The sequence below is a fragment of the Oceanicola sp. 22II-s10i genome, assembly GCF_002210105.1.
Classification (GTDB): domain Bacteria; phylum Pseudomonadota; class Alphaproteobacteria; order Rhodobacterales; family Rhodobacteraceae; genus Pseudooceanicola.
The window spans coordinates 178,843-197,986 of record NZ_AQQU01000001.1 but is presented as its reverse complement, the minus strand read 5'-3'; the positions used below and the strand labels follow the sequence as shown (position 1 = coordinate 197,986).

General features: G+C 66.6%; 19 protein-coding genes. 8 read left to right on the top strand and 11 right to left on the bottom strand.

Going from position 1 to position 19,144, the window contains the following annotated elements:
• Nucleotides 1-2 precede the first annotated feature (2 nt).
• Nucleotides 3-2,294: a glycosyl hydrolase family 28-related protein gene (locus ATO6_RS01040; protein WP_088622098.1), complete on the bottom strand. Its 2,292-nt coding sequence runs from the start codon at nt 2,292-2,294 to the stop codon at nt 3-5.
• A 117-nt stretch (nt 2,295-2,411) separates the two neighbouring features.
• Nucleotides 2,412-2,813 (bottom strand): DUF4864 domain-containing protein, encoded by a 402-nt coding sequence (locus ATO6_RS01035; RefSeq protein WP_088622097.1) that lies wholly within the window; start codon nt 2,811-2,813, stop codon nt 2,412-2,414.
• A 19-nt stretch (nt 2,814-2,832) separates the two neighbouring features.
• On the opposite strand from ATO6_RS01035, the gene ATO6_RS01030 reads away from it, so the two are divergent.
• A complete protein-coding gene (locus tag ATO6_RS01030; protein WP_088622096.1) occupies nt 2,833-3,792 on the top strand; it encodes a CHAD domain-containing protein in 960 nt (319 codons plus the stop codon).
• A 12-nt stretch (nt 3,793-3,804) separates the two neighbouring features.
• Here ATO6_RS01030 and uvrC read toward each other — a convergent pair whose 3' ends face one another.
• The 6 genes from uvrC to ATO6_RS24925 form a co-directional block, all read right to left on the bottom strand.
• Nucleotides 3,805-5,661, bottom strand: coding sequence for an excinuclease ABC subunit UvrC (uvrC, locus tag ATO6_RS01025; RefSeq protein ID WP_088622095.1), 1,857 nt, complete (start codon nt 5,659-5,661; stop codon nt 3,805-3,807).
• A 323-nt stretch (nt 5,662-5,984) separates the two neighbouring features.
• A complete protein-coding gene (locus ATO6_RS01020) occupies nt 5,985-6,764 on the bottom strand; it encodes an SDR family oxidoreductase (RefSeq protein ID WP_088622094.1) in 780 nt (259 codons plus the stop codon).
• Between the two features lie 11 nt (nt 6,765-6,775).
• Nucleotides 6,776-7,726: a calcium/sodium antiporter gene (locus ATO6_RS01015; protein WP_088622093.1), complete on the bottom strand. Its 951-nt coding sequence runs from the start codon at nt 7,724-7,726 to the stop codon at nt 6,776-6,778.
• Nucleotides 7,727-7,732: 6 nt separating this feature from the next.
• Nucleotides 7,733-7,894, bottom strand: coding sequence for a hypothetical protein (locus ATO6_RS24930; RefSeq protein ID WP_176440784.1), 162 nt, complete (start codon nt 7,892-7,894; stop codon nt 7,733-7,735).
• Between the two features lie 4 nt (nt 7,895-7,898).
• Nucleotides 7,899-8,696 (bottom strand): S49 family peptidase, encoded by a 798-nt coding sequence (locus ATO6_RS01010; RefSeq protein WP_088622092.1) that lies wholly within the window; start codon nt 8,694-8,696, stop codon nt 7,899-7,901.
• Between the two features lie 105 nt (nt 8,697-8,801).
• Nucleotides 8,802-8,945 carry a hypothetical protein gene (locus tag ATO6_RS24925; RefSeq protein ID WP_176440783.1) on the bottom strand — a complete coding sequence of 48 codons (144 nt, stop codon included), beginning with the start codon at nt 8,943-8,945 and terminating at the stop codon, nt 8,802-8,804.
• A 102-nt stretch (nt 8,946-9,047) separates the two neighbouring features.
• On the opposite strand from ATO6_RS24925, the gene ATO6_RS01005 reads away from it, so the two are divergent.
• The 5 genes from ATO6_RS01005 (at nt 9,048) to ccoS (ending at nt 14,406) form a co-directional block, all read left to right on the top strand.
• Nucleotides 9,048-9,926, top strand: coding sequence for a LysR family transcriptional regulator (locus ATO6_RS01005; protein ID WP_088622091.1), 879 nt, complete (start codon nt 9,048-9,050; stop codon nt 9,924-9,926).
• A 98-nt stretch (nt 9,927-10,024) separates the two neighbouring features.
• Nucleotides 10,025-11,569 (top strand): cytochrome c oxidase accessory protein CcoG, encoded by a 1,545-nt coding sequence (ccoG, locus tag ATO6_RS01000; protein WP_088622090.1) that lies wholly within the window; start codon nt 10,025-10,027, stop codon nt 11,567-11,569.
• Nucleotide 11,570: 1 nt separating this feature from the next.
• Nucleotides 11,571-12,044: a FixH family protein gene (locus tag ATO6_RS00995; RefSeq protein ID WP_088622089.1), complete on the top strand. Its 474-nt coding sequence runs from the start codon at nt 11,571-11,573 to the stop codon at nt 12,042-12,044.
• 17 nt (nt 12,045-12,061) lie between these two features.
• On the top strand, nt 12,062-14,248 hold the full coding sequence (locus ATO6_RS00990; RefSeq protein ID WP_088622088.1) for a heavy metal translocating P-type ATPase: 2,187 nt from the start codon (nt 12,062-12,064) through the stop codon (nt 14,246-14,248).
• On the top strand, nt 14,248-14,406 hold the full coding sequence (gene ccoS / locus ATO6_RS00985; protein WP_088622087.1) for a cbb3-type cytochrome oxidase assembly protein CcoS: 159 nt from the start codon (nt 14,248-14,250) through the stop codon (nt 14,404-14,406). Before ATO6_RS00990 ends, ccoS begins: the two co-directional genes overlap by 1 nt.
• A 218-nt stretch (nt 14,407-14,624) precedes the next feature.
• On the opposite strand, the gene ATO6_RS00980 is transcribed toward ccoS, so the two are convergent.
• The 3 genes from ATO6_RS00980 to ATO6_RS00970 form a co-directional block, all read right to left on the bottom strand.
• Nucleotides 14,625-15,896 (bottom strand): D-alanyl-D-alanine carboxypeptidase family protein, encoded by a 1,272-nt coding sequence (locus ATO6_RS00980; protein ID WP_088623352.1) that lies wholly within the window; start codon nt 15,894-15,896, stop codon nt 14,625-14,627.
• Between the two features lie 360 nt (nt 15,897-16,256).
• A complete protein-coding gene (locus ATO6_RS00975; RefSeq protein WP_088622086.1) occupies nt 16,257-16,778 on the bottom strand; it encodes a hypothetical protein in 522 nt (173 codons plus the stop codon).
• 192 nt (nt 16,779-16,970) lie between these two features.
• Nucleotides 16,971-17,672, bottom strand: a complete 702-nt coding sequence (locus ATO6_RS00970) for an HAD family hydrolase (RefSeq protein ID WP_088623351.1) — start codon at nt 17,670-17,672, stop codon at nt 16,971-16,973.
• Nucleotides 17,673-17,789: 117 nt separating this feature from the next.
• On the opposite strand from ATO6_RS00970, the gene clpS reads away from it, so the two are divergent.
• Together clpS and ATO6_RS00960 are read left to right on the top strand one after the other, a co-directional pair.
• A complete protein-coding gene (clpS, locus tag ATO6_RS00965) occupies nt 17,790-18,110 on the top strand; it encodes an ATP-dependent Clp protease adapter ClpS (protein ID WP_088622085.1) in 321 nt (106 codons plus the stop codon).
• Nucleotides 18,111-18,120: 10 nt separating this feature from the next.
• On the top strand, nt 18,121-19,122 hold the full coding sequence (locus tag ATO6_RS00960) for a methyltransferase (RefSeq protein ID WP_088622084.1): 1,002 nt from the start codon (nt 18,121-18,123) through the stop codon (nt 19,120-19,122).
• Nucleotides 19,123-19,144 lie beyond the last annotated feature (22 nt).

Here is a 19,144-nt window from a genome sequence, read left to right as displayed (position 1 = left end):
GCTCACAGCGCGTCGTCCATCCGCACCATCACGCTGACGGTGCCCTTCACCGGCTCTTCCCAGTCCAGCGTCACCTGATCGCGGTCCGGCCCTTCCTTCAGCTTCACATAGGGCATCCCCCAGTGGGCGGTGTTGTTGGCCCGCTCGATCTTGCCGTTCGCGACCACCGCCTCGACCGTCTGCGCCCAGCCCCCGAACGGCAGGCGCGGCGCGCAGTCGAGCGTCCACGTCGCCGCCGCCGTCGCCTGATCGTGCCGGACCAGCAGCGGGTTGGTGACGCCCACCTCGACCGCGTTGAACATGTTGTCCGAGAAGGTCACGTTCTTGCAGCGGTCGTAATCAATGTCGGCAAAGGACGTATCCACCGATTCCACCCGGTCGATCTCGCCGTGGATCACGCGGAAGATGTTCCCGGTCACCGCCAGCCCGTTCAGGAAATGCCCGGTGCCGTAGGGCTTGACGACGATGAAGGTGAACCACGGCGCGACGTCCGAACACAGGAAGATGTTGTCCGTGATCGACAGGCCCGAGAACGAGAACTCACTGCTGAACCCCGGCGCCGCATCATGCTCGTTCGCCCATTCGATGAAGCAGTTGTCGACGTAGTTCCCGTTGATCGTCGCCCGCGTGTTCGGATGCGTCAGCACCAGCCCCGGCGTCCGCACCGCGTTGTTCGCGTCGTCGCCTTGGAACCAGTGGTTGCCGGTGATGATCGTCCCGGTCCCCGCCAGCACGGCGAAGTGCCTGAACTGCACGATCCGGTTGTCCCGCAGCTTCACGTCATTCGCATTGGCGTTCATGGCGATCGAGATACGGTCCGCGCTCTCGACCCCGCCCTCGTCGCTCAGGAACTGGCAGCGGTCGATCAGCATCCCCTGACAGCCTTCGCCGTGACTGGTGATGCCCCGGTTCTTGGGCTTGTTGATCACGCAGTCGCGCAGGTGAAAGATCAGCCCCGACGGCGGCAGCAGGATCCCGGAACAGCGGCCCGACAACCGGAACTCGATGTCGGACATGGAGAACTTGTCCAGGTCGTCGAAGCCCGAGAAATCCAGCAGGTACTTGAACCGCGTGAAGGTGTAGGTCTGCGTCCCGGCCGCATCGTAGAGCGGGGCCGACAGCGTGATCTCCTGCGCACCGACGTTTTTGGCCCTTACGTAGACTTCGCGTCCGACGCCGTTGCCCGTGACCAGCGATCCGACCTGCACGTTGGCGACGTTGACGACATTGGTCAGCTTCAGGTGCGACGACGGCGAGTAGCTGGCCTGCGAGGTCACGACATCGGTGTTCCACGCGGCCGAGTCCGCCACGTCGAACTGCCCGTTCGCGATGTGCCGCCGTGTCGAATAGGCCGTCTTGTTGGCCACCGCCGCCGCCATGTCGATCGGCGCGCTGATGGTGATCCGCCGCCCGCACATGTCGAGGCTCTCGTGCTGGCTGTCGTTCAGCAGCGACTGGAACGCCTTCTTGAAGGCCAGTTCCTCGTCGCCGAAGGCGTCGATGTAGCTCGGCAGGTCGAAGTTGCGGGTCAGCGACAGGATGGAGCCGGTGTCCATCGTCACCGTCCCCTCAAACTGCACGCGGCTGTCCAGCGTCAGGCTGTCACCGAGGTAGTATGTCCCCTCGGACACCATCACCAGCCGCCCGTTCGCATCCGCATCCGCCGCCAGGAACGCGGCCAGGTCGTCCGTGACCCCGTCGCCCTTCGCGCCGTAGTCGCGGACGTCGACCCACGGCAGCATCTCGCGCAGGAAGACGCCGGTCACGTCCTCGATCACCAGATCGTCGATCCGCACCACGCCGCCGTTCGACCCAGTCAGGTCCAGACCGAAATGCCCGTAGACCGGAGCCGTGCCCCACGGCATGTCGACTCCGCTGCGGTCGCCGGTCCCGACGATGGCCGAGACCTCGACCACCGCGCCGTATTGCGTCAGGGCGACCGAGGTGCCGACCTCGGTCAGCCCGACGACATGGCTGTCGCCGCCGTCACCGGCCCAGCCCGCGATGCGGACCGAAGGCAGGTTGCCGCTGACCGCCTTCACCCGCGCCGTCACCCGCAGGTAGCAGCCCGGCAGGATCGGCGTCTGGCCCATGTAGCGCAGTTTCTGGGTGGTCGATCCCTTGAGCAGTTCCAGACAGCCGCCGAAGTCCGCATCCGCCGGGACCAGCGCCGCCGCCGGGTCGCCCGCATAGGTGTCGGAGCCCGCCGTGCCGTCTCCCTTGGACCAGACACTCAGCCCGCCCGAGAACTCGGGCGGCATGAAGAGGATGCCGTCGGTGATCGCCTTGTTCATTACGCTGTCCCTTTCCACCGGACCCGAAGCGGGGCCATTCAGGGACAGCGGGCTACAGCGCCCGCCTTAACGCGGCCCGATCACACCGTGACGGTGCCCCGGCCAACACGCAACGCCTCAGGCGGCGACGTCGGGTGGCGGCAGTATCTGTACGCCGTTGATCTTCCAGCCGTTTTCCGTCTCGATCATGTCGTAGCGCAGCAGGAAGCTGCGCCCGTCCATGTCCTCGACCTCGACGATCTGCTGCATCTCGGGCGCCGCATCCTTCAGGTCGAGGAACCGGAACACCTTGGGCCGGTGCACCATCGGATAGCCGTTGCGGACCATCATCCCGAAGTTCTCGGCGCTGCCGAAGATGCCCTGGATCATCGGGCTGGCATGGTCGAAAGCCCCCGCGAAATCGTCGGCGCGGAACTTCTCGAACTGGTCCGCGATCACGCCCTCGATCTCGCGCGACTGCGCGCCTGCGGGGGTGGCGAACAGCATCAGGGCGGTCATTAAGGCCAATATACGTGTCATCACGTCTCTCCCGTTTGACATGGAATATACGGCACCTAGGCTCGAATGGTTTCGAAAGGACCGGACACCGCCCATGCCTTACCGGCTGACAGCTTCGGACAAGGACCTGACCCGCGCGCTCCGCCGCATCGCGCGGCAACAGATCGACCGTGCCATCGCCGCCATCGACGCGGAAACCGGCGAGACGCTGGCCGAGACGATCCACGACGTCCGCAAGCGCGCCAAGAAGCTGCGCGGCTTGCTGCGGCTGGTCCGGCCGGCGCTGCCCGCCTATGCCAAGGAAAACGCCACCCTGCGCGACGCCGCCCGCCGCCTGTCGGCGCTGCGCGACCGTGGCGCGCTGATCGAGGCCTATGACCGCCTGCTCGACCACTATGCCGACGACACGGCCCGCGCGCCCTTCGCCTCGTTGCGGGGCGCACTGACGCGGGACCAGAACCAGATCGCCGCCGACCCCGCGACATTCGACGAACTCTCCCGGTTCCGGGACCGCCTGCTGCGGGTGAGGGACCGGACCGCCGCATGGCGGCTGACCGAAAAGGACCGCAGGGCCATCGCGCTCGGGGTGGCCAAGACCTATGGCCGGGCGGTGATCGCGTCCGGGGCCGCTGGTCACGCGCCGGACGCCGCCGCGCTGCACGAATGGCGCAAGCGGGCCAAGTATCACCGTTATCACGTCAGCCTGATGGCCCCTGTCTGGCCGGCGGAGCTGGAAAACCGCCTGGTGCTGGTGAAGCGCCTTGAGGACATATTGGGCGAGCATCGCGATCTCACCCTGTTGTCTGCGGCGGCCAGCGACATGTCGCGCCCGCTTGACATCTCGGCCCGCGCGACCTTCACCGGCTTCGCGGAGCGGCGGCAGGCCGAGATCATTGCCGAGGCCGGGCCGCTGTCCGGTCGCCTGTTCGCGGAGAGCCCCGAGGCCCTGACCGACCGCTGGACGGCGTGGCACAAGCTCTGGCGCAGGGAAACGGCCTGACCGCCCCCGGCCTCAACCCCGTTCGTGGAAATGGTCGTAGATCGTTTCCGCCAGCGCGTCGGAAATCCCCTCGACGGCCTTCAGATCGGCAAGGTTCGCGCGGCTGACCGCCTTGGCCGAACCGAAATGCGCCAGCAATGCGCGTTTGCGTGTCGCGCCGACGCCCGCGATCTCGTCCAGAGGCGTCGCCGAAATCGCCTTGGCCCGTTTCGCCCGGTGGGTGCCGATCGCAAAACGGTGCGCCTCGTCCCGCAGGCGCTGGACGAAGTAGAGCACCGGATCGTCCCGCCTCAGCGCAAAGGCCTGCTGGCCGGGACGGTGGAATTCCTCTTTCCCCGCATCCCGGTCGATCCCCTTGGCGACCCCGATGAAGGGCAGGTCGTCGATGCCGACCGTCTCCATGATCTCGCGCACCGCCGAGACCTGACCGGCGCCGCCGTCGATCAGCAGCAGGTCTGGCCACAGCCCCTTGGTGCGGTCCGGGTCTTCCTTCAGCAGGCGCTTGAGGCGGCGGGTCAGCACCTCTTTCATCATGCCGAAGTCGTCGCCGGGGGTCAGCTCGTCCCCGCGGATGTTGAACTTGCGGTAGTGGTTCTTCATGAACCCCTCGGGCCCCGCGACGATCATCGCGCCGACGGCGTTGGTGCCCATGATGTGCGAGTTGTCATAGACCTCGACCCGTTGTGGCGGGGCGTCCAGGTCAAACGCCTCGGCCAGCCCGCGCAGCAGCTTGGCCTGGGCCGAGCTTTCCGCCATCCGCCGCCCGAGGCTTTCGCGCGCGTTCCGCGCCGCGCCCTCGATCAGCTCGGCCTTTTCGCCGCGTTTGGGGACGAGGATTTCGACCTTGCGCCCCGCCTTGTCCGACAGAGCCTCGGCCATCAGGTCGGGGTCCTCGATCGGATGGGACAGCAGGATCTGCCGGGGCGGCTCCTTGTTGTCGTAGAACTGCCCGAGGAAAGCCTGCAGCACCTCGGCCTCTTCGATGTCCACGCCGACGCGCGGATAGAAGTCCCGGTTGCCCCAGTTCTGGTTGGCGCGGATGAAGAAGACCTGAACGCAGGCCTGCCCGCCCTCCATGTGGAGCGCGATGACGTCCGCCTCGGCGGTGGTGCGCGGGTTGATCCCCTGCGCGGTCTGCACCTGCGTCAGCGCCCGGATCCGGTCGCGCAGGGCGGCGGCGCGTTCGAACTCCATCGCCTCCGACGCGGCGGTCATGTCGGCGGCCAGCTTCTCCTGCACCTGTGTCGAGCGGCCGGACAGGAAGCGTTCGGCGTCAGCGACCGAGGCGGCATAGTCCGCTTCGGAGATCAGGCCGGTGCAGGGGGCGGAGCATCGCTTGATCTGATGCAGCAGGCAGGGCCGGGTGCGCGAGGCGAACATGCTGTCCGAGCAGTTGCGCAGCAGGAACACCTTCTGCAGCTGGTTCAGCGTCCGGTTCACGGCGCCCGCGCTGGCGAATGGGCCGTAGTACGCGCCCTTCTGCTTCTTGGCGCCGCGATGCTTCTCGATCTGCGGATAGGGGTGGTCCTTGGCGACGAGGATGTTCGGGAAGGACTTGTCGTCGCGCAGCAGGACGTTGAATTTCGGCTTGAGCTGCTTGATCAGGTTCTGCTCGAGCAGCAGCGCCTCGGTTTCTGTCCGGGTGGTAAGAAACATCATCGAGGCGGTTTCGCGGATCATACGGTCGATCCGCGCGGAATGACCTGCGGGGCGGGCGTAATTTGACACCCTCGCCTTGAGGTTGCGCGCCTTGCCGACGTAGAGGACGCGGCTTTCCGAATCGAGCATGCGATAGACACCCGGCGCGGCGGTCAGCGTGCGCAGGTAGCTCTGGATCAGGGCGTGTCCGGTCAGCGATTCGTCGGTCATCGGAGGTTACGTATGGTTATCTGCGTCAATCATGATTCTCGGGGGTCGCCTGCAACGTCTCATGCTTTGGAGCAAGCGTGAAGGTTTCCCCGGATCCTGTGGATAAGTCTGGTGGCAAGTTTTGTCCGATTGGAAATTTCCCTTGCTTTCGGCTGACTTCAGGGGTTTGCCTATTTTTTAGGCTATATTTTATCTCTTTGATTTCATTGTATAAAAATTTGAACTTAGAGTCAAATAACTGAAATCATTGAAGTTTTGGTAACGGTTCTGTGACGCTCCGGGGTCCGGTGCACAACTCTGAAAGTCCGACCTCTTGAACCTGGCTATTCCACCCCGATCACGTCCGGAGTCTGCCATCCCAGGTGCTGCCCGCCGTCCGTGCAGATCAGCTGACCGGTGACCGAGGGCGCGTTCAGCAGGTAGATCAGCGCGCCGGTGATGTCCTCGGGATTCGACCCGCGACTCAGCACCGTCGCGGCCCGTTGACGGGCGAAGTGCGTCTCGCTCTGGCGGCCGCCGATCAGGGTCGGTCCGGGCCCGATCGCGTTGACGCGCACGTTGGGGGCGAGCGCCTGGGCCGACGTCCGTGTCAGCGTCCAGAGCGCGGACTTGGCCAGCGTGTAGGTCATGAACTCGGGGGTAAGTTTCCGAACCCTCTGGTCGATCATGTTGACGACCAGCGCCCGCGCACGGGGTTCGCCCATTTCGTCCGTCTCGGCCTCCGGCGCCTGTTCGGCAAATTCCTGCGTCAGGACGAAGGGCGCGCGCAGGTTCGACTCGAAATGCCGGTCCCAGCTGTCGCGGGTGGCGGAGCGGATGTTGTCGTAGTCGAAGATCGAGGCGTTGTTCACGAGACAGGTCAGCGGCGTCCCCAGCCCGTCGACGGCGGCAGCGACGAGGCCGTGCATCTCGGCTTCGACCGTCAGGTCGGCCTGCAGGGTGACCGCCTTGCGGCCCATTTCCCGGATGCGCGCCGCGGTGTCCTCGGCCTCCTCCCGCGATCCGGCATAGTGCACGGCGACGTCGTGGCCCGCTTCGGCCAGCGCCAGCGCCATGGCGCGGCCAAGGCGCTTGCCTGCGCCGGTGACAAGTGCTGCGGTCATGAGACCCCCGTTCAGATCAGGACGTAACCCACGTAGACCAGATAGGCCGCGACAAAGGCAATGCCCAGCCCCCGGCCCATGTCACGGCGCCCGAGGACGAAGGGCGCGATCAACACGGACGCGGCAAGCATGACCCACAGGTCGAAGCGCATGATCGTGGGCGCGACGGGAACCGCGCCGATGGTGGCGGTGATGCCGATGATGCCCAGCAGGTTGAACAGGTTCGACCCGATCACGTTGCCGATCGCCACATCCGCCTGACGGCGCAGGGCGGCCGCCACCGTCGTCGCCAGTTCCGGCAGCGAGGTGCCGAGCGCGACGAGGGTCAGACCGATCACCGCGTCGCTGACGCCGAAGGCGCGGGCGATGATCGCGGCGTTTTCCACCAGCAGGTCCGCGCCGAGCGGCAGGCCGATCAGGCCCAGCACGAGGAAGACTGCGATCTTCCACCACGGCATGTCGGGATCGGCGCCTTCGACGTCTTCGGTATCCGTGGCGGCGCGGCGCGCCTTGCGGATGCTGCGGAACTGGTCGAACAGCGTCAGGGCAAGGATCGCCAGCAGGATCAGGCCGGAGGTCAGGCCGATCACGCCGAACAGGGCGAGGCCGATGAAGACCACGGTCGCGGCGATCATCACGACAAAGCTGCGGCGCGTGTCCACCTTACTCATGTGCAGGCCCGAGATGATGGCGGGCAGGCCAAGGACCAGCAGGATATTCGCGATATTGGAGCCTATGACGTTGCCGAGCGCCAGATCGGGCTTGCCGGACACGACGGCGTCGATCGAGACCAGCAGTTCCGGCGCGGAGGTGCCGAAGGCGACCACGGTCAGCGACACGATCAGCGCGGGGATGCCAAGGCGGAGGGCGAGGTTGACCGCGCCCCGCACCAGCAGGTCGCCCCCGATCACCAGGACCACGAGGCCGAGCGTCGCCAGTCCGGCGGCTTGCAGCAGTAGCATTCGGTGTCAGCCCTTTCCGCAGGGGCAGGGCCCCTTGCCGATCTTGTGCCGCCCGCAGTTCGGGCACTTGGCCCGGCCGAGTCGCGGCGCGCCGGGCAGGCGCAACTTGCCGAACATGGCCATCACGCCCATGAACACGAGAAACAGGATGACGATCTTGAGGACCATCCGGTCAGAGCCCGAACCGGGCGAAGGCCGCGCGGTCCTCGATTTCGGCCAGCGCCCCGCCGAACGCGGCAGAGGTAAAGCGTGTGAACAGCCCGCGCTTGACGCCGTAGCGCCGGAAGCGGACCTTTTCGCCGAACTTGCGCCGCATGAACGGGGTGATGTGGTCGATCCCGTCGATCAGACCCAGCTCCTTGGCGCGGCGGGCGAGCCAGATGTCGCCCTCGAACAGCGGAACCTCGGGTTTCAGCTTGTCGCCGCGCCGGGATTTGACGTGGTCGATGAAGGATGTGTGGATATCGCCGAGCAGCGCCTGAAGCTTCTCGACGTCCTCGGGGTTCTCGGGTCGGAACGGGTCGAGCATGGATTTCGACCGGCCCGCCGTGTGCACGCGGCGTTCGACGCCCTGCCGCGCGAGGAGGACATGCGCGCCGAAGCTGGCGGCGATCACCCCGATGGAGCCGACGATCGAACTGTCGTCGGCGTGGATCTCGTCCGCCGCGCAGGCCAGCCAGTAGCCGCCCGAGGCCGCAACGTCCTCGACGAAGGCGTAGACGGGGACGTTCTTTTCCGCCGAAAGCCGCCGGATCCGCGCCGAGATCAGCGAGGACTGCACAGGCGAGCCGCCAGGCGAGTTGATCGCCAGCGCCACGGCGGCGGGTTTGCCCTTGCGAAAGGCGCGTTCGATCACCGGGCCGAGGATGGCGTCGTTGATCGGGCCGCGCGGTCCGGCGGAAATGGTGCCGTGCAGCCGGATGACGGCGACGGTCGGGTGCTTCTTGGTGAAAGGCAGGCGCTCAAGCATGACAGGCATTTAGAATGCCGTGGGCCTGTAAACAAGGTGGCCGCCCGCAATCACGGGGCTTTGCGGGCGGCCGGTGCCGCGAAAGGCGGCAGGCGGGTGACTGGGTCAGAATTCCTCGGGCAGGTCCCGCCAGTTGGGGCTGGCCCGCCAGCGGCCGCGCTTGTGGCTCTTGGTGCCGGGCAGGTCGCGCATGCGCTGCTGGTTCAGACGGGTCGCGACGTGAAAATAGTTTGCAAAGATATCCAACATGGTGCGCCTCCTTTTCTGCGCTAGTTCATGCTTGCGAATATGGCCTTTTCGGGCGGTTCGGTCTAATCTGGAATAAATGTCGGATGTAAGTTGGGCTTACACATGGACTGGATCAGGCTGCCACCGCTCACCGCGCTCAGGGCCTTTGCCGCCTACGTGGATGCGGGCGGCATGGCCGCTGCCGGGGCGCGGCTGAACGTCAGCCACGCGGCGATCAGCCAGCAGATCCGCGCGCTTGAGGAATACTTGGGCCTGACGTTGCTGGACCGCAGCGGGCGGGCGGGATCGCTGACCGACGCGGGGCGCACCCTGTCCGAGGCGTTGCTGGCCGGGTTCGACCGGATCGAAAAGGCGGTGGACGAACTGACCGGCGCCGATGCCGACCGTCCGGTGCAGGTCACGACCACGCCCGCCTTCGCCTCGAACTGGCTGATGCCCCGGCTTGGCGGGTTCCGCGCGACCAATCCCGGCGTGTCGCTGATGATCGACCCCTCGCCCGAGCTGCGCGAACTGCGTCCCGGCGGGCTGGACATCGCCGTGCGCTATGGCAGCGGCGAGTGGCCGGGGCTGGAGGCGGACCTGCTGATCGAGACGCCCATCGTGATCGTCGCCGCCCCGTCGCTGGTCGGGGAGGAAGCGTTCACCGAACCCGCCGACCTGACCCGGTTCCACTGGATGCAGGAGGTCGGCACCAACGAGGCGAGCGAGTTCCTCGAGCGCCACGGCGCGGTGCTGGACCGGGCGCGGGGGCTGACCTCGCTGCCCGGCAACCTGATGATCGAGGCGGCGCGGGAGGGGCAGGGGATCGCGGTGTCCGCCGGCGCCTTTGTCGAGGCGGACGTGGCGGCGGGCCGGTTGCGGCTGCTGTTCGAGGACCGGCGGAAGAAGGGATATTACCTCGTCACCCGGCCCGGCGTGATGCGTCCGGCGGCGCGGATGTTCCACCGGTGGCTTTTGTCGCAGTCACGGGATCGCGATTAGATACCCCGAAAATATCGCATTTGATCGAGGTCAAGGCTGCGCCCCCCGCAGCCTGACAGAACACACTCGAAATTGCCGATATGACGGAGTGAGTCCAAGTGGCGACCACCGACCAGGAACCGGGGCTTTACGCGGCCCGCGAACCGATCTTTCCCAAGCGGGTCAAGGGCCGCTTCCGCAGCCTCAAGTGGTTCATCATGGCGGTGACGCTGGGCATCTACTACCTGACGCCGTGGATTCGCTGGGACCGTGGCCCGAACCTGCCGGACCAGGCGGTTCTGGTGGATATGGCGAACCGGCGCTTCTACTTCTTCTGGATCGAGATCTGGCCGCACGAGTTCTATTTCGTCGCGGGCCTGCTGGTCATGGCGGGGCTGGGGCTGTTCCTGTTCACCTCGGCGCTTGGACGGGTGTGGTGCGGCTATACCTGCCCGCAGACCGTCTGGACCGACCTTTTCATCCTTGTCGAACGCTGGGTCGAGGGGGACCGCAACGCCCGCCTGCGCCTGCACCGGCAGAAGAAATGGGATGTCACCAAGGCCCGGCTGCGGCTGACGAAATGGACGCTGTGGCTGCTGATCTCGATCGCGACGGGCGGGGCATGGGTGTTCTATTTCACCGACGCGCCGACGCTGCTGGTCGACCTGTTCACGCTGAACGCGCATCCGATCGCCTATACGACGATCTTCGTTCTGACGATGACCACCTTCATCTTCGGCGGCTTCGCCCGCGAACAGATCTGCATCTACGCCTGCCCCTGGCCGCGTATCCAGGCGGCGATGATGGACGAGGACACGATCACCGTCGCCTATCGCGAATGGCGGGGTGAACCGCGCGGCAAGGGCAAGCGTCGCCGCGCCATCGCGGAGAAAGCCATCGCCGAAAGCCATGTCGCGGGCCCCAAGGAGGGCGGCAAGGCGCCGTTCATCCCCATGCCCGACATGCCGAGCGGCGTGGGCGGCGAGATCGACGAGCCCGAGAAGATGGGCGACTGCATCGACTGCAACGCCTGCGTGAACGTCTGCCCGATGGGGATCGACATCCGCGACGGCCAGCAGCTGGCCTGCATCACCTGCGCGCTGTGCATCGACGCCTGTGACGAGATCATGGACAAGATCGGCAAGCCGCGCGGGCTGATCGATTACATGGCACTGACCGACGAACAGGCGGAACGGGCCGGCGGCAAGGCGCGCAATATCTGGAAACACGTCTTCCGTCCCCGGACGATCCTTTACACGACGCTCTGGTCGCTAGTAGGCGTGGGGCTGCTGTTCGCCCTGTTCATCCGGTCGGATATCGAAATGACGGTCGCGCCGGTGCGCAACCCGACCTTCGTGACGCTTGCCGATGGCTCGATCCGGAACACCTACGACGTCCGGCTGAGGAACAAGCATGGCGAGGAGCGGCCGTTCCGCATGACGGTCACCGGGCACCCGGCGCTGCGGATCCTGCTGGAAGGCTCGCCCTACGAAACGGTCTACGTGCCGGCGGACGAAGCCAAGCTGCAGCGGGTCTACGTGATCGCGCCCAAGGGGTCGGACCCGGCAGAGGACGAACGGACCGAATTCCGGTTCTGGGTCGAGGACATCTCGAATGGCGAACGGGCCTACAAGGACACCATCTTCAACGGAAGGGCGAACTGATATGGAAAGTGTGCAGGACAGCGGCTTCCGGCTGAAGGGCCGGCACGTTCTGGCGGGGTTCGTCGGGGCCTTCGGGATCATCATCGGGGTGAACCTCGTGCTGGCCTTCAGCGCGGTGCGGACCTTTCCGGGGCTGGAGGTCAAGAACTCCTACGTCGCCAGCCAGACGTTCGACATGGATCGCGCCGCGCAGGAGGCACTGGGCTGGACGGTCTACGCCGATGCGGCGGACGACATGGTGCGGCTGAGCATCACCGACCGCGCGGGCGAGCCGGTGCGGGTCAAGACCCTGCACGCGGTCGTCGGGCGTGCGACCCATGTGAAGGAGGATGTCGAGCCGGTCTTCGCCTTCAACGGCACGGTCTACGAGGCGCCGCTGCATCTGGGTGACGGCAACTGGAACATCCGTATGACCGCGATCGCCGAGGACGGCACCGAATTCAAGCAGCGCGTCGTGCTGCATGTGAAACGCTGAACCCGCAGGGTGTAGAAATGGAAATGTCCCGTGCCCCCGTATCGGCCTGTCCCGCCTGTTCCGCGATGCCCGCGGCCGAGGCGCTGGCCGGGTCGAAGGAGGCGATGAAAGACAGCACGATCTCGCTGTCGCTGCCGCAGATCCACTGCACGGCCTGCATCACCGGTGTCGAAGGCGCCCTGCGCGCCGCGCCGGGGGTCCGGGACGCACGGGTGAACCTGACCCTCAAACGCGCGTCGGTCAGCGCCGAGGCGGGGGTCGAGGCGGGGGACCTGATCCGCGTGCTGGCCGATGCGGGCTACGAGGCGCACGAGCTGGACGCGGGCACCATCGCCGCGACGCGGACGGACCGCGCCGGGCGCGACCTGCTGATGCGGCTGGCGGTCGCCGGATTCGCCTCGATGAACGTCATGCTGCTGTCGGTGTCGGTCTGGTCCGGCGCCTCGGATGCGACGCGGGACATGTTCCACTGGATCAGCGCGGCGATCACGCTGCCCGCCATCGCCTTTTCCGGCCAGCCGTTCTTTCGCAACGCATGGACGGCGCTGCGGGCGCGGCGGCTGAACATGGACGTGCCGATCTCGCTCGCCATCGCGCTGGCGCTGGTGACGTCGCTCTGGGAAACCTCGCTGTCGGGCGAACACGCCTATTTCGACGCGGCGATGGCGCTGACCTTCTTCCTTCTGGCGGGCCGCTACCTCGATCACCGGACCCGCGCCATCGCGCGCTCGGCGGCCGAGGAGCTGACGGCGCTGGAGGTGCCGCGCGCATGGCTGGTCGACGGGGACGGGGAACGGCAGGTGCCGGTGGCGGAACTGAGGCCGGGGATGCTGATCCGGGTGCGTCCCGGCGGACGGATGCCGGTGGACGGCGTGATCGTCGAGGGCGCTTCGGAAATCGACCGGTCGCTGCTGACGGGCGAGTCGCTGCCCGTCGTCGCGGAGCTGGGCGCGCAGGTGTCGGCGGGCGAGGTCAACCTGACAGGCCCGCTGGTCGTGCGGGCGACGGCGGTCGGCGAGGAAACATCGCTCCATCGCATGGCGGAACTGGTGGCGGTCGCGGAAAGCGGGCGGGCGAACTACACCTCGCTGGCCGACAGGGCGGCCAAGCTCTATGCGCCGGGGGTGCATATCCTGTCGGCGCTGTCTTTCGTGGGATGGTGGCTCTACTCCGGCGATGCGCGCGTGGCGCTGAACATCGCGGCTGCTGTGCTGATCATAACCTGCCCCTGCGCCCTTGGCCTCGCGGTGCCGGCGGTGACGACCGCGGCCTCGGGGCGGCTGTTCCGGCGGGGGATGCTGGTCAAGCACCAGACCGCGCTGGAGCGGCTGGCCGAAGTGGACACGGTCGTCTTCGACAAGACCGGCACGCTGACAGCCGGGGCGCCCGAGGTCGTGAACCTCGACCGTCACGACCAGGCCGATCTTGAGATCGCTCTGGCGCTGGCCGAAGGATCTTCACATCCGCTGAGCGTGGCGCTGACGCGGGCGCTGCGCGCGCGCGGCATCGCGGCGGCGCGGCTGGACGAGGTCAGCGAACTGCCGGGCTACGGAACGCGGGGCAGCCTCGATGGGCTGGAGGTCAAACTGGGCCGGGCCGCATGGGTCGGCGCGGCGGGGAAGGGGGGCACCTCGGCCTGGTTGAAGATCGGCGAGGCGCGCCCGGTGGCGTTCCAGTTCACCGATGCGCTGCGGCCGGGGGCCGAGGCGGCTGTCGCGGCGCTGAAGGCGCAGGGCAAGCGGGTCATCGTTATGTCGGGCGACACGGCGCAGGCGGTCGAGGATCTGGCCAGACGGCTGGGGGTCGCGCAATGGGTGGCCGAGGCGCTGCCGGGCGACAAGGCGGCGCGGATCGCAGCCCTGCAGAAGGACGGGGCCAGGGTCCTGATGGTCGGCGACGGGCTGAACGACACCGCCGCGCTGACGCAGGCGGATGTGTCGATTTCGCCCGCCTCGGCGCTGGATGCGGCGCGGGTCGCGTCCGACATCGTGCTGCTGGGGGCGGACCTGACACCGGTGCCCGAGGCGCTGGAGATCGCCACACGGGCGACGAAGCGGATCCGCGAGAACTTCACGATCGCGACGTGGTACAACGTGATCGCGGTGCCGGTGGCGGTCATCGGGCTGGCGACGCCGCTGGTGGCGGCGCTGGCGATGTCGCTGTCTTCGATCACCGTTTCGCTCAATGCGCTGAGGCTGAAGTAATGGATATCCTCGTCTGGCTGATCCCGATCTCGCTGGTTCTGGGCGGGGTGGGGCTGTTGGGGTTCATCTATACCGTCCGGTCGAACCAGTATGACGATCCCGAGGGCGATGCCCGCCGGATCCTGTCGGACGAGTGGGACGATCATCCGCGACCCTGATCCGTTGCCCCTGACGGCCCGGTCCTGACCTGATTGCGCGCGCGTGCCGCGCGCATGCCGTCACTGGGCGTTTTTCCTCCTGCGGAAGAAAAACGCGGTGCCTCCGGCGGAAGTATTTTCGGCCAGAGGAAGCAGGCGGAGTTGATGCGGACTGGCATGCGAAAACGCCGCCCCCCGAAGGGAGCGGCGTTTTGCATGGGCCGAGGGAAATCGGGCTGTTAACCCGAGGGGCCGATCATGAAACAGGTCTGGTTGCGCGCCTGCAGGCGGCGGCAGGCGAGATCCGCGGTTTCGCGGGTCAGGCCGAGGAAATTCGCGTCGAAGCCGGTGGGTTTCTTGACCACCTTGCGGAGCGAGCCGTCGAGGGTCGACATTTCGTTCAGGGCCGTCTGCAGAAGGACACGTTCCGCGCGGTAGTGGCTGGTGTAGCGGCCGACGTTGATGCCCCAGTGGCGTCCGCCCGAGGTCGAGACGCGGGTCACGACCTGCGGCTGGCTGGCGGCCTGAGCAGCCCGGCCGATGCCCGCGTTGCGCACGGTTTCTTCCTGCACTTCGGTCACCGTCGCCTCGATCACCGCGCTCATCGCGATCGAGGCGGCCTTGGAGGAGGGTTCGGCGGAGGCCAGGGCAACGGCGGCAGGTGCCGTGCCGGGGCGCAGCTTGGGGCGCAGGCTCTTGACGACGGCGGTTTGCAGGCGGATCACCTTGCCTGCCGTGCCGTCATGGGTCGCGGCCGCATAGACCGGCGCGGCGGGCGCCTTTGTGGTCGCGTTGGAGGGCGCCCGGCGGAAGCCGAGATCGAGCAGCTCGGCCACCTTGGCATTGCGCGCCGAGGTGGAGCGGCCGCCGAAGACGGTGGCGATGATGCGTTCGTTGCCGCGCACGGCCGAGGCCACGAGATTGAAGCCCGCGGCGCGGGTGTAGCCGGTCTTGATCCCGTCCGCGCCCTTGTAGTTGGCGAGGAAGCGGCGGTTGGTGTTGTTGACCTCGCGCATGCCCGCATCCGTCGATTCCCGCCCGAAGAGGTTGTAGTATTCGGGGAAGTCGAACAGCAGGTGCCGCCCGAGCAGCGTCATGTCACGGGCGGTGGAGAGGTGGCCTTCCTCGGTCAGGCCGTGCGCGTTCTTGAAGGTCGACCGGGTCATCCCGATCGCCTGCGCCGTCCGGTTCATGCGGCGGGCGAAAGCGGCCTCCGAGCCTTCCAGCGCCTCGCCGATGGCGGTTGCGGCATCGTTGGCCGATTTCACGGCGGCGGCGCGGATCAGGTAGCGGAAGCGGATTTTCTGTCCGGTCTGCAGGCCCAGCTTGGAGGGCGGCTCGGACGAGGCGTGGCTGGAGATGCGGACCGGCGTATCGAGCGTGATCTCGCCGTTCCGGATGGCCTGGAACGCGATGTAGAGCGTCAGCATCTTGGTGAGGGATGCGGGATGCAGCCGTGCATCCGCGTTCTGGCTGTGCAGCACCTCTCCGGTGCGGGCGTCCATAACCATGGCGGCATAGGGCGCTGCCCGTGTGCCGGCCGGAATGGCGATGACAAGTGCCAGGATGATCAGGAATGGCCCAAGAAGAGCCAGCCGACTGCGTCGCGCTGTCACGATAGTTGCCTTTTCACTGCCTCTGCCGCCGGTTGATCCGGCTGGCGTTTGATCTGCTATATCACATTAGCACATGCAGGTGGCGCGTCAAAGTGCGAGTTTCAACTGAAAAACCGGGGCGTTTACCCCGGTTGCTCCACATCTTGTGGTAGAATGCCGACATTCCCGCCAAATCGGCAATTGTGGCGGGAATGTGGCGCGTTTCACCTGTGCAACAGCGGCTTTTCGCCATTGCGGCCTTGAAAAAATGTGCCGTCAATTTGTGCCTTCATGGGGGAATTTGAGCCAGGTCTCGACGGTTTCCAGCGTCGTCCGGGTGCGTGTCAGCCGTGCGCGCTCCTCGGAGAGCTGCTGGCTCGCGCTGTGCCGTTCGAGGACGCGGATCGAGCGTTCCAGGGCGGCAGCCTGACGGCGGAGCTCATCGCGGGCGCTGCGCAGGCGATTGGCCCGGTCGCGAACCGGTTCGATGGCCGACATTTCGCGCATCAGACGGAAGATGTAGCGGCGGTCAGAGGCGGCGGCCTGCAGCAGCCATGCGGACATCGGACCCGAGAAGCCGCGGATGGAAACCGAGGCACCGCGCTCCCACAGATCGTAGAGTTCATCCAGCTGGCGGTCGTTCAGGCTCAGGAAGCCGATCTCGGTGTAGCTGGTGCGGTTCCGGTCGCCGGGACCGTTGCCGCCGTCGCTGCCGCCGGGATTGGCGAAACTGGCGGTGGCGAAGGCGATGAGGATGGCGGCGAGGGCGAAGAAGCGGCGGTTGAAAATGTAGGGCATCGGTCTGGTCCTTTCAGAATGCAATGGTGATCCGACTGCCGACCGCACATGCGGAAGGCGCTGATTAAATTCAGATATTTTCAATGTTTCCGTGGCGGGCCTCTGCGCCGCCACTACAGGGACATTACCCCGGCGCGCGGGGCGGCGACAGTCAGGTATTCCTGCCCCCGGCCCCCGGATCGCGCCGTGCTGTCAGCCGATCTCGGCGACCAGCCCCGGTATGCCCGACAGGTCCGGGCGCGCGACATAGCGGGCCGAACCGGCAGGCGCCTCGGCATGTTCCAGCGCCCAGGTTTCGCCGTGGGGCACGTAGACGCCCCATCCGCCCGCCTCGATCACCGGCAGGACGTCGGATTTCATCGAATTGCCGATCATCATCGCCCGGTCCGCGCCGTCGCCATGGCGGGCGAAGATCGCGGTATAGACCGGCGCGGTCTTTTCCGACACGATCTCGATCCCGTCGAAAAGCTCGCCCAGACCGGACTGCGCCAGCTTGCGTTCCTGATCCAGCAGGTCGCCCTTGGTGATCAGGATGACGCGGTGAGTGTCCGCGACCGCCTCGACCGCCGCGCGGGCATGGGGCAACAGCTCGATCGGGTGGCGCAGCATCTCCTGTCCGGCGTCGATCAGGTCGCGGATGACCGCGGCCGGGACCTTTTCGTCGGTCACCTCGATCGCGGTCTCGATCATCGACAGGACAAAGCCCTTGATGCCGAATCCGTACTGCCCGATGTTGCGCCGCTCGGCCTCCAGCAGTCGCGCCCCGAGGTGGTCGGGGGCCGCGTAATCGGCCAGCAGCGCCGCGAATCGATCCTGAGTCAGACGAAAGAACCGTTCGTTGTGCCAGAGCGTATCGTCCGCATCGAAACCAATTGTTGTGAGTTTTTGCGCCATCATGCTGCCGGATCCGCCTGGCCCTCTTTTCTCGCACGTGGGTGAAGTTATATAGGAAGGCCAATGACGAAAACCCCGAGCGGTGACGGAACGGACATGGGCCTTACCCCTTTGCAGATGATGGCGAACGGCACGGATGACGACAGCGACACCTCTGTCGTCGTCGACACGCGTCCCAAGACCAAGCGTCCGCCGCTCTACAAGGTCCTGCTGCTGAACGACGATTACACCCCGATGGAATTCGTCGTCGCGGTGCTGGAGCGCTTCTTCGGCATGAGCCACGCGCAGGCGTTCGAGATCATGCTGACCGTCCACAAGAAGGGCGTCGCGGTCGTCGGGGTCTTCAGCCATGAAATCGCCGAGACGAAGGTCGCGCAGGTGATGGATTTCGCCCGCCGCCACCAGCATCCGCTGCAATGCACCATGGAAAAGGAATAGGCCGCCCGCGATGAGCGCGCCAAGGCTTGAGCTGGCCCTGTCGGGCGGCGGACTGGACCTGTCCGGAACCGGGCGGATCGCGGTCTTCGCTCCGCGTGCGGGGATGGACCTGTCGGTTCTGCCCAGGGACCGGGTGCTTGTCGTGTCCGGCTTCCGCCCGGATGTCGAGGGGTTCGAGGCGGCGGGTTACGCCACCTCAGTCGCGGCGGAGGGCCGTTTCGATGCGGCCATCGTTTTCCTGCCCCGCGCGAAACGGCTGGCCGAGGCACTGGTCGCGCAGGCCGTCGCGGTCAGTGACGGGCCGGTGGTCGTCGACGGTGCGCGCACGGACGGGATCGAAGGCGTGCTGAAAGCCGTGCGCAAACGGGTCGCGGTCGAGGGACCGATCAACAAGGCGCATGGCAAGCTGTTCTGGTTCTCGGGCGGCGATTTCACCGACTGGGCGGCGGCAGAGCCCGCGCCGCTGGAGGGCGGGTGGATCACCGCGCCGGGGGTGTTCTCGGCCGACGGGATCGACCCGGCATCGGCACTGCTGGCGGCGGCGCTGCCCGCGAAGCTGAGCGGAAAGATCGCCGATCTCGGGGCCGGCTGGGGCTATCTCGCGTCCGAAGTGCTGAAGCGCGACGGCGTGAAATCGATCGACCTGGTCGAGGCGGATCATGCGGCTCTGGACTGTGCGCGGCGGAACGTGACCGATCCGCGTGCGCGGTTTCACTGGGCCGACGCCACGCGCTGGCGGCCCGAGACGCTGATGGACGCCGTCGTGATGAACCCGCCGTTCCACACCAGCCGCACGGCCGATCCGGGGATCGGACAGGCCTTTATCCGTGCCGCCGCCGGGATGCTGCGGCCGGGCGGTCGGGTCTGGATCGTCGCGAACCGTCACCTGCCCTATGAGACCGTGATCGCGGGCACATTCGGCGCGGTCGAGGAAATCGGCGGCGACACCCGGTTCAAGGTGATGACCGCCACGCTCGCGCCTCGCAACGCGCGGCACAATCGCGTATCCTGACCGGACGCCGTACGGGAGCACC

Coding starts and splice junctions, on each gene's coding strand:
- ATO6_RS01040 (WP_088622098.1), bottom strand. CDS start 2,294: ATGAACAAGGCGATCACCGACGGCATCCTCTTCATGCCGCCCGAGTTC.
- ATO6_RS01035 (WP_088622097.1), bottom strand. CDS start 2,813: ATGACACGTATATTGGCCTTAATGACCGCCCTGATGCTGTTCGCCACC.
- ATO6_RS01030 (WP_088622096.1), top strand. CDS start 2,833: ATGGAATATACGGCACCTAGGCTCGAATGGTTTCGAAAGGACCGGACA.
- uvrC (WP_088622095.1), bottom strand. CDS start 5,661: ATGACCGACGAATCGCTGACCGGACACGCCCTGATCCAGAGCTACCTG.
- ATO6_RS01020 (WP_088622094.1), bottom strand. CDS start 6,764: ATGACCGCAGCACTTGTCACCGGCGCAGGCAAGCGCCTTGGCCGCGCC.
- ATO6_RS01015 (WP_088622093.1), bottom strand. CDS start 7,726: ATGCTACTGCTGCAAGCCGCCGGACTGGCGACGCTCGGCCTCGTGGTC.
- ATO6_RS24930 (WP_176440784.1), bottom strand. CDS start 7,894: ATGGTCCTCAAGATCGTCATCCTGTTTCTCGTGTTCATGGGCGTGATG.
- ATO6_RS01010 (WP_088622092.1), bottom strand. CDS start 8,696: ATGCTTGAGCGCCTGCCTTTCACCAAGAAGCACCCGACCGTCGCCGTC.
- ATO6_RS24925 (WP_176440783.1), bottom strand. CDS start 8,945: ATGTTGGATATCTTTGCAAACTATTTTCACGTCGCGACCCGTCTGAAC.
- ATO6_RS01005 (WP_088622091.1), top strand. CDS start 9,048: ATGGACTGGATCAGGCTGCCACCGCTCACCGCGCTCAGGGCCTTTGCC.
- ATO6_RS00995 (WP_088622089.1), top strand. CDS start 11,571: ATGGAAAGTGTGCAGGACAGCGGCTTCCGGCTGAAGGGCCGGCACGTT.
- ATO6_RS00990 (WP_088622088.1), top strand. CDS start 12,062: ATGGAAATGTCCCGTGCCCCCGTATCGGCCTGTCCCGCCTGTTCCGCG.
- ccoS (WP_088622087.1), top strand. CDS start 14,248: ATGGATATCCTCGTCTGGCTGATCCCGATCTCGCTGGTTCTGGGCGGG.
- ATO6_RS00980 (WP_088623352.1), bottom strand. CDS start 15,896: ATGGTTATGGACGCCCGCACCGGAGAGGTGCTGCACAGCCAGAACGCG.
- ATO6_RS00975 (WP_088622086.1), bottom strand. CDS start 16,778: ATGCCCTACATTTTCAACCGCCGCTTCTTCGCCCTCGCCGCCATCCTC.
- ATO6_RS00970 (WP_088623351.1), bottom strand. CDS start 17,672: ATGGCGCAAAAACTCACAACAATTGGTTTCGATGCGGACGATACGCTC.
- clpS (WP_088622085.1), top strand. CDS start 17,790: ATGATGGCGAACGGCACGGATGACGACAGCGACACCTCTGTCGTCGTC.
- ATO6_RS00960 (WP_088622084.1), top strand. CDS start 18,121: ATGAGCGCGCCAAGGCTTGAGCTGGCCCTGTCGGGCGGCGGACTGGAC.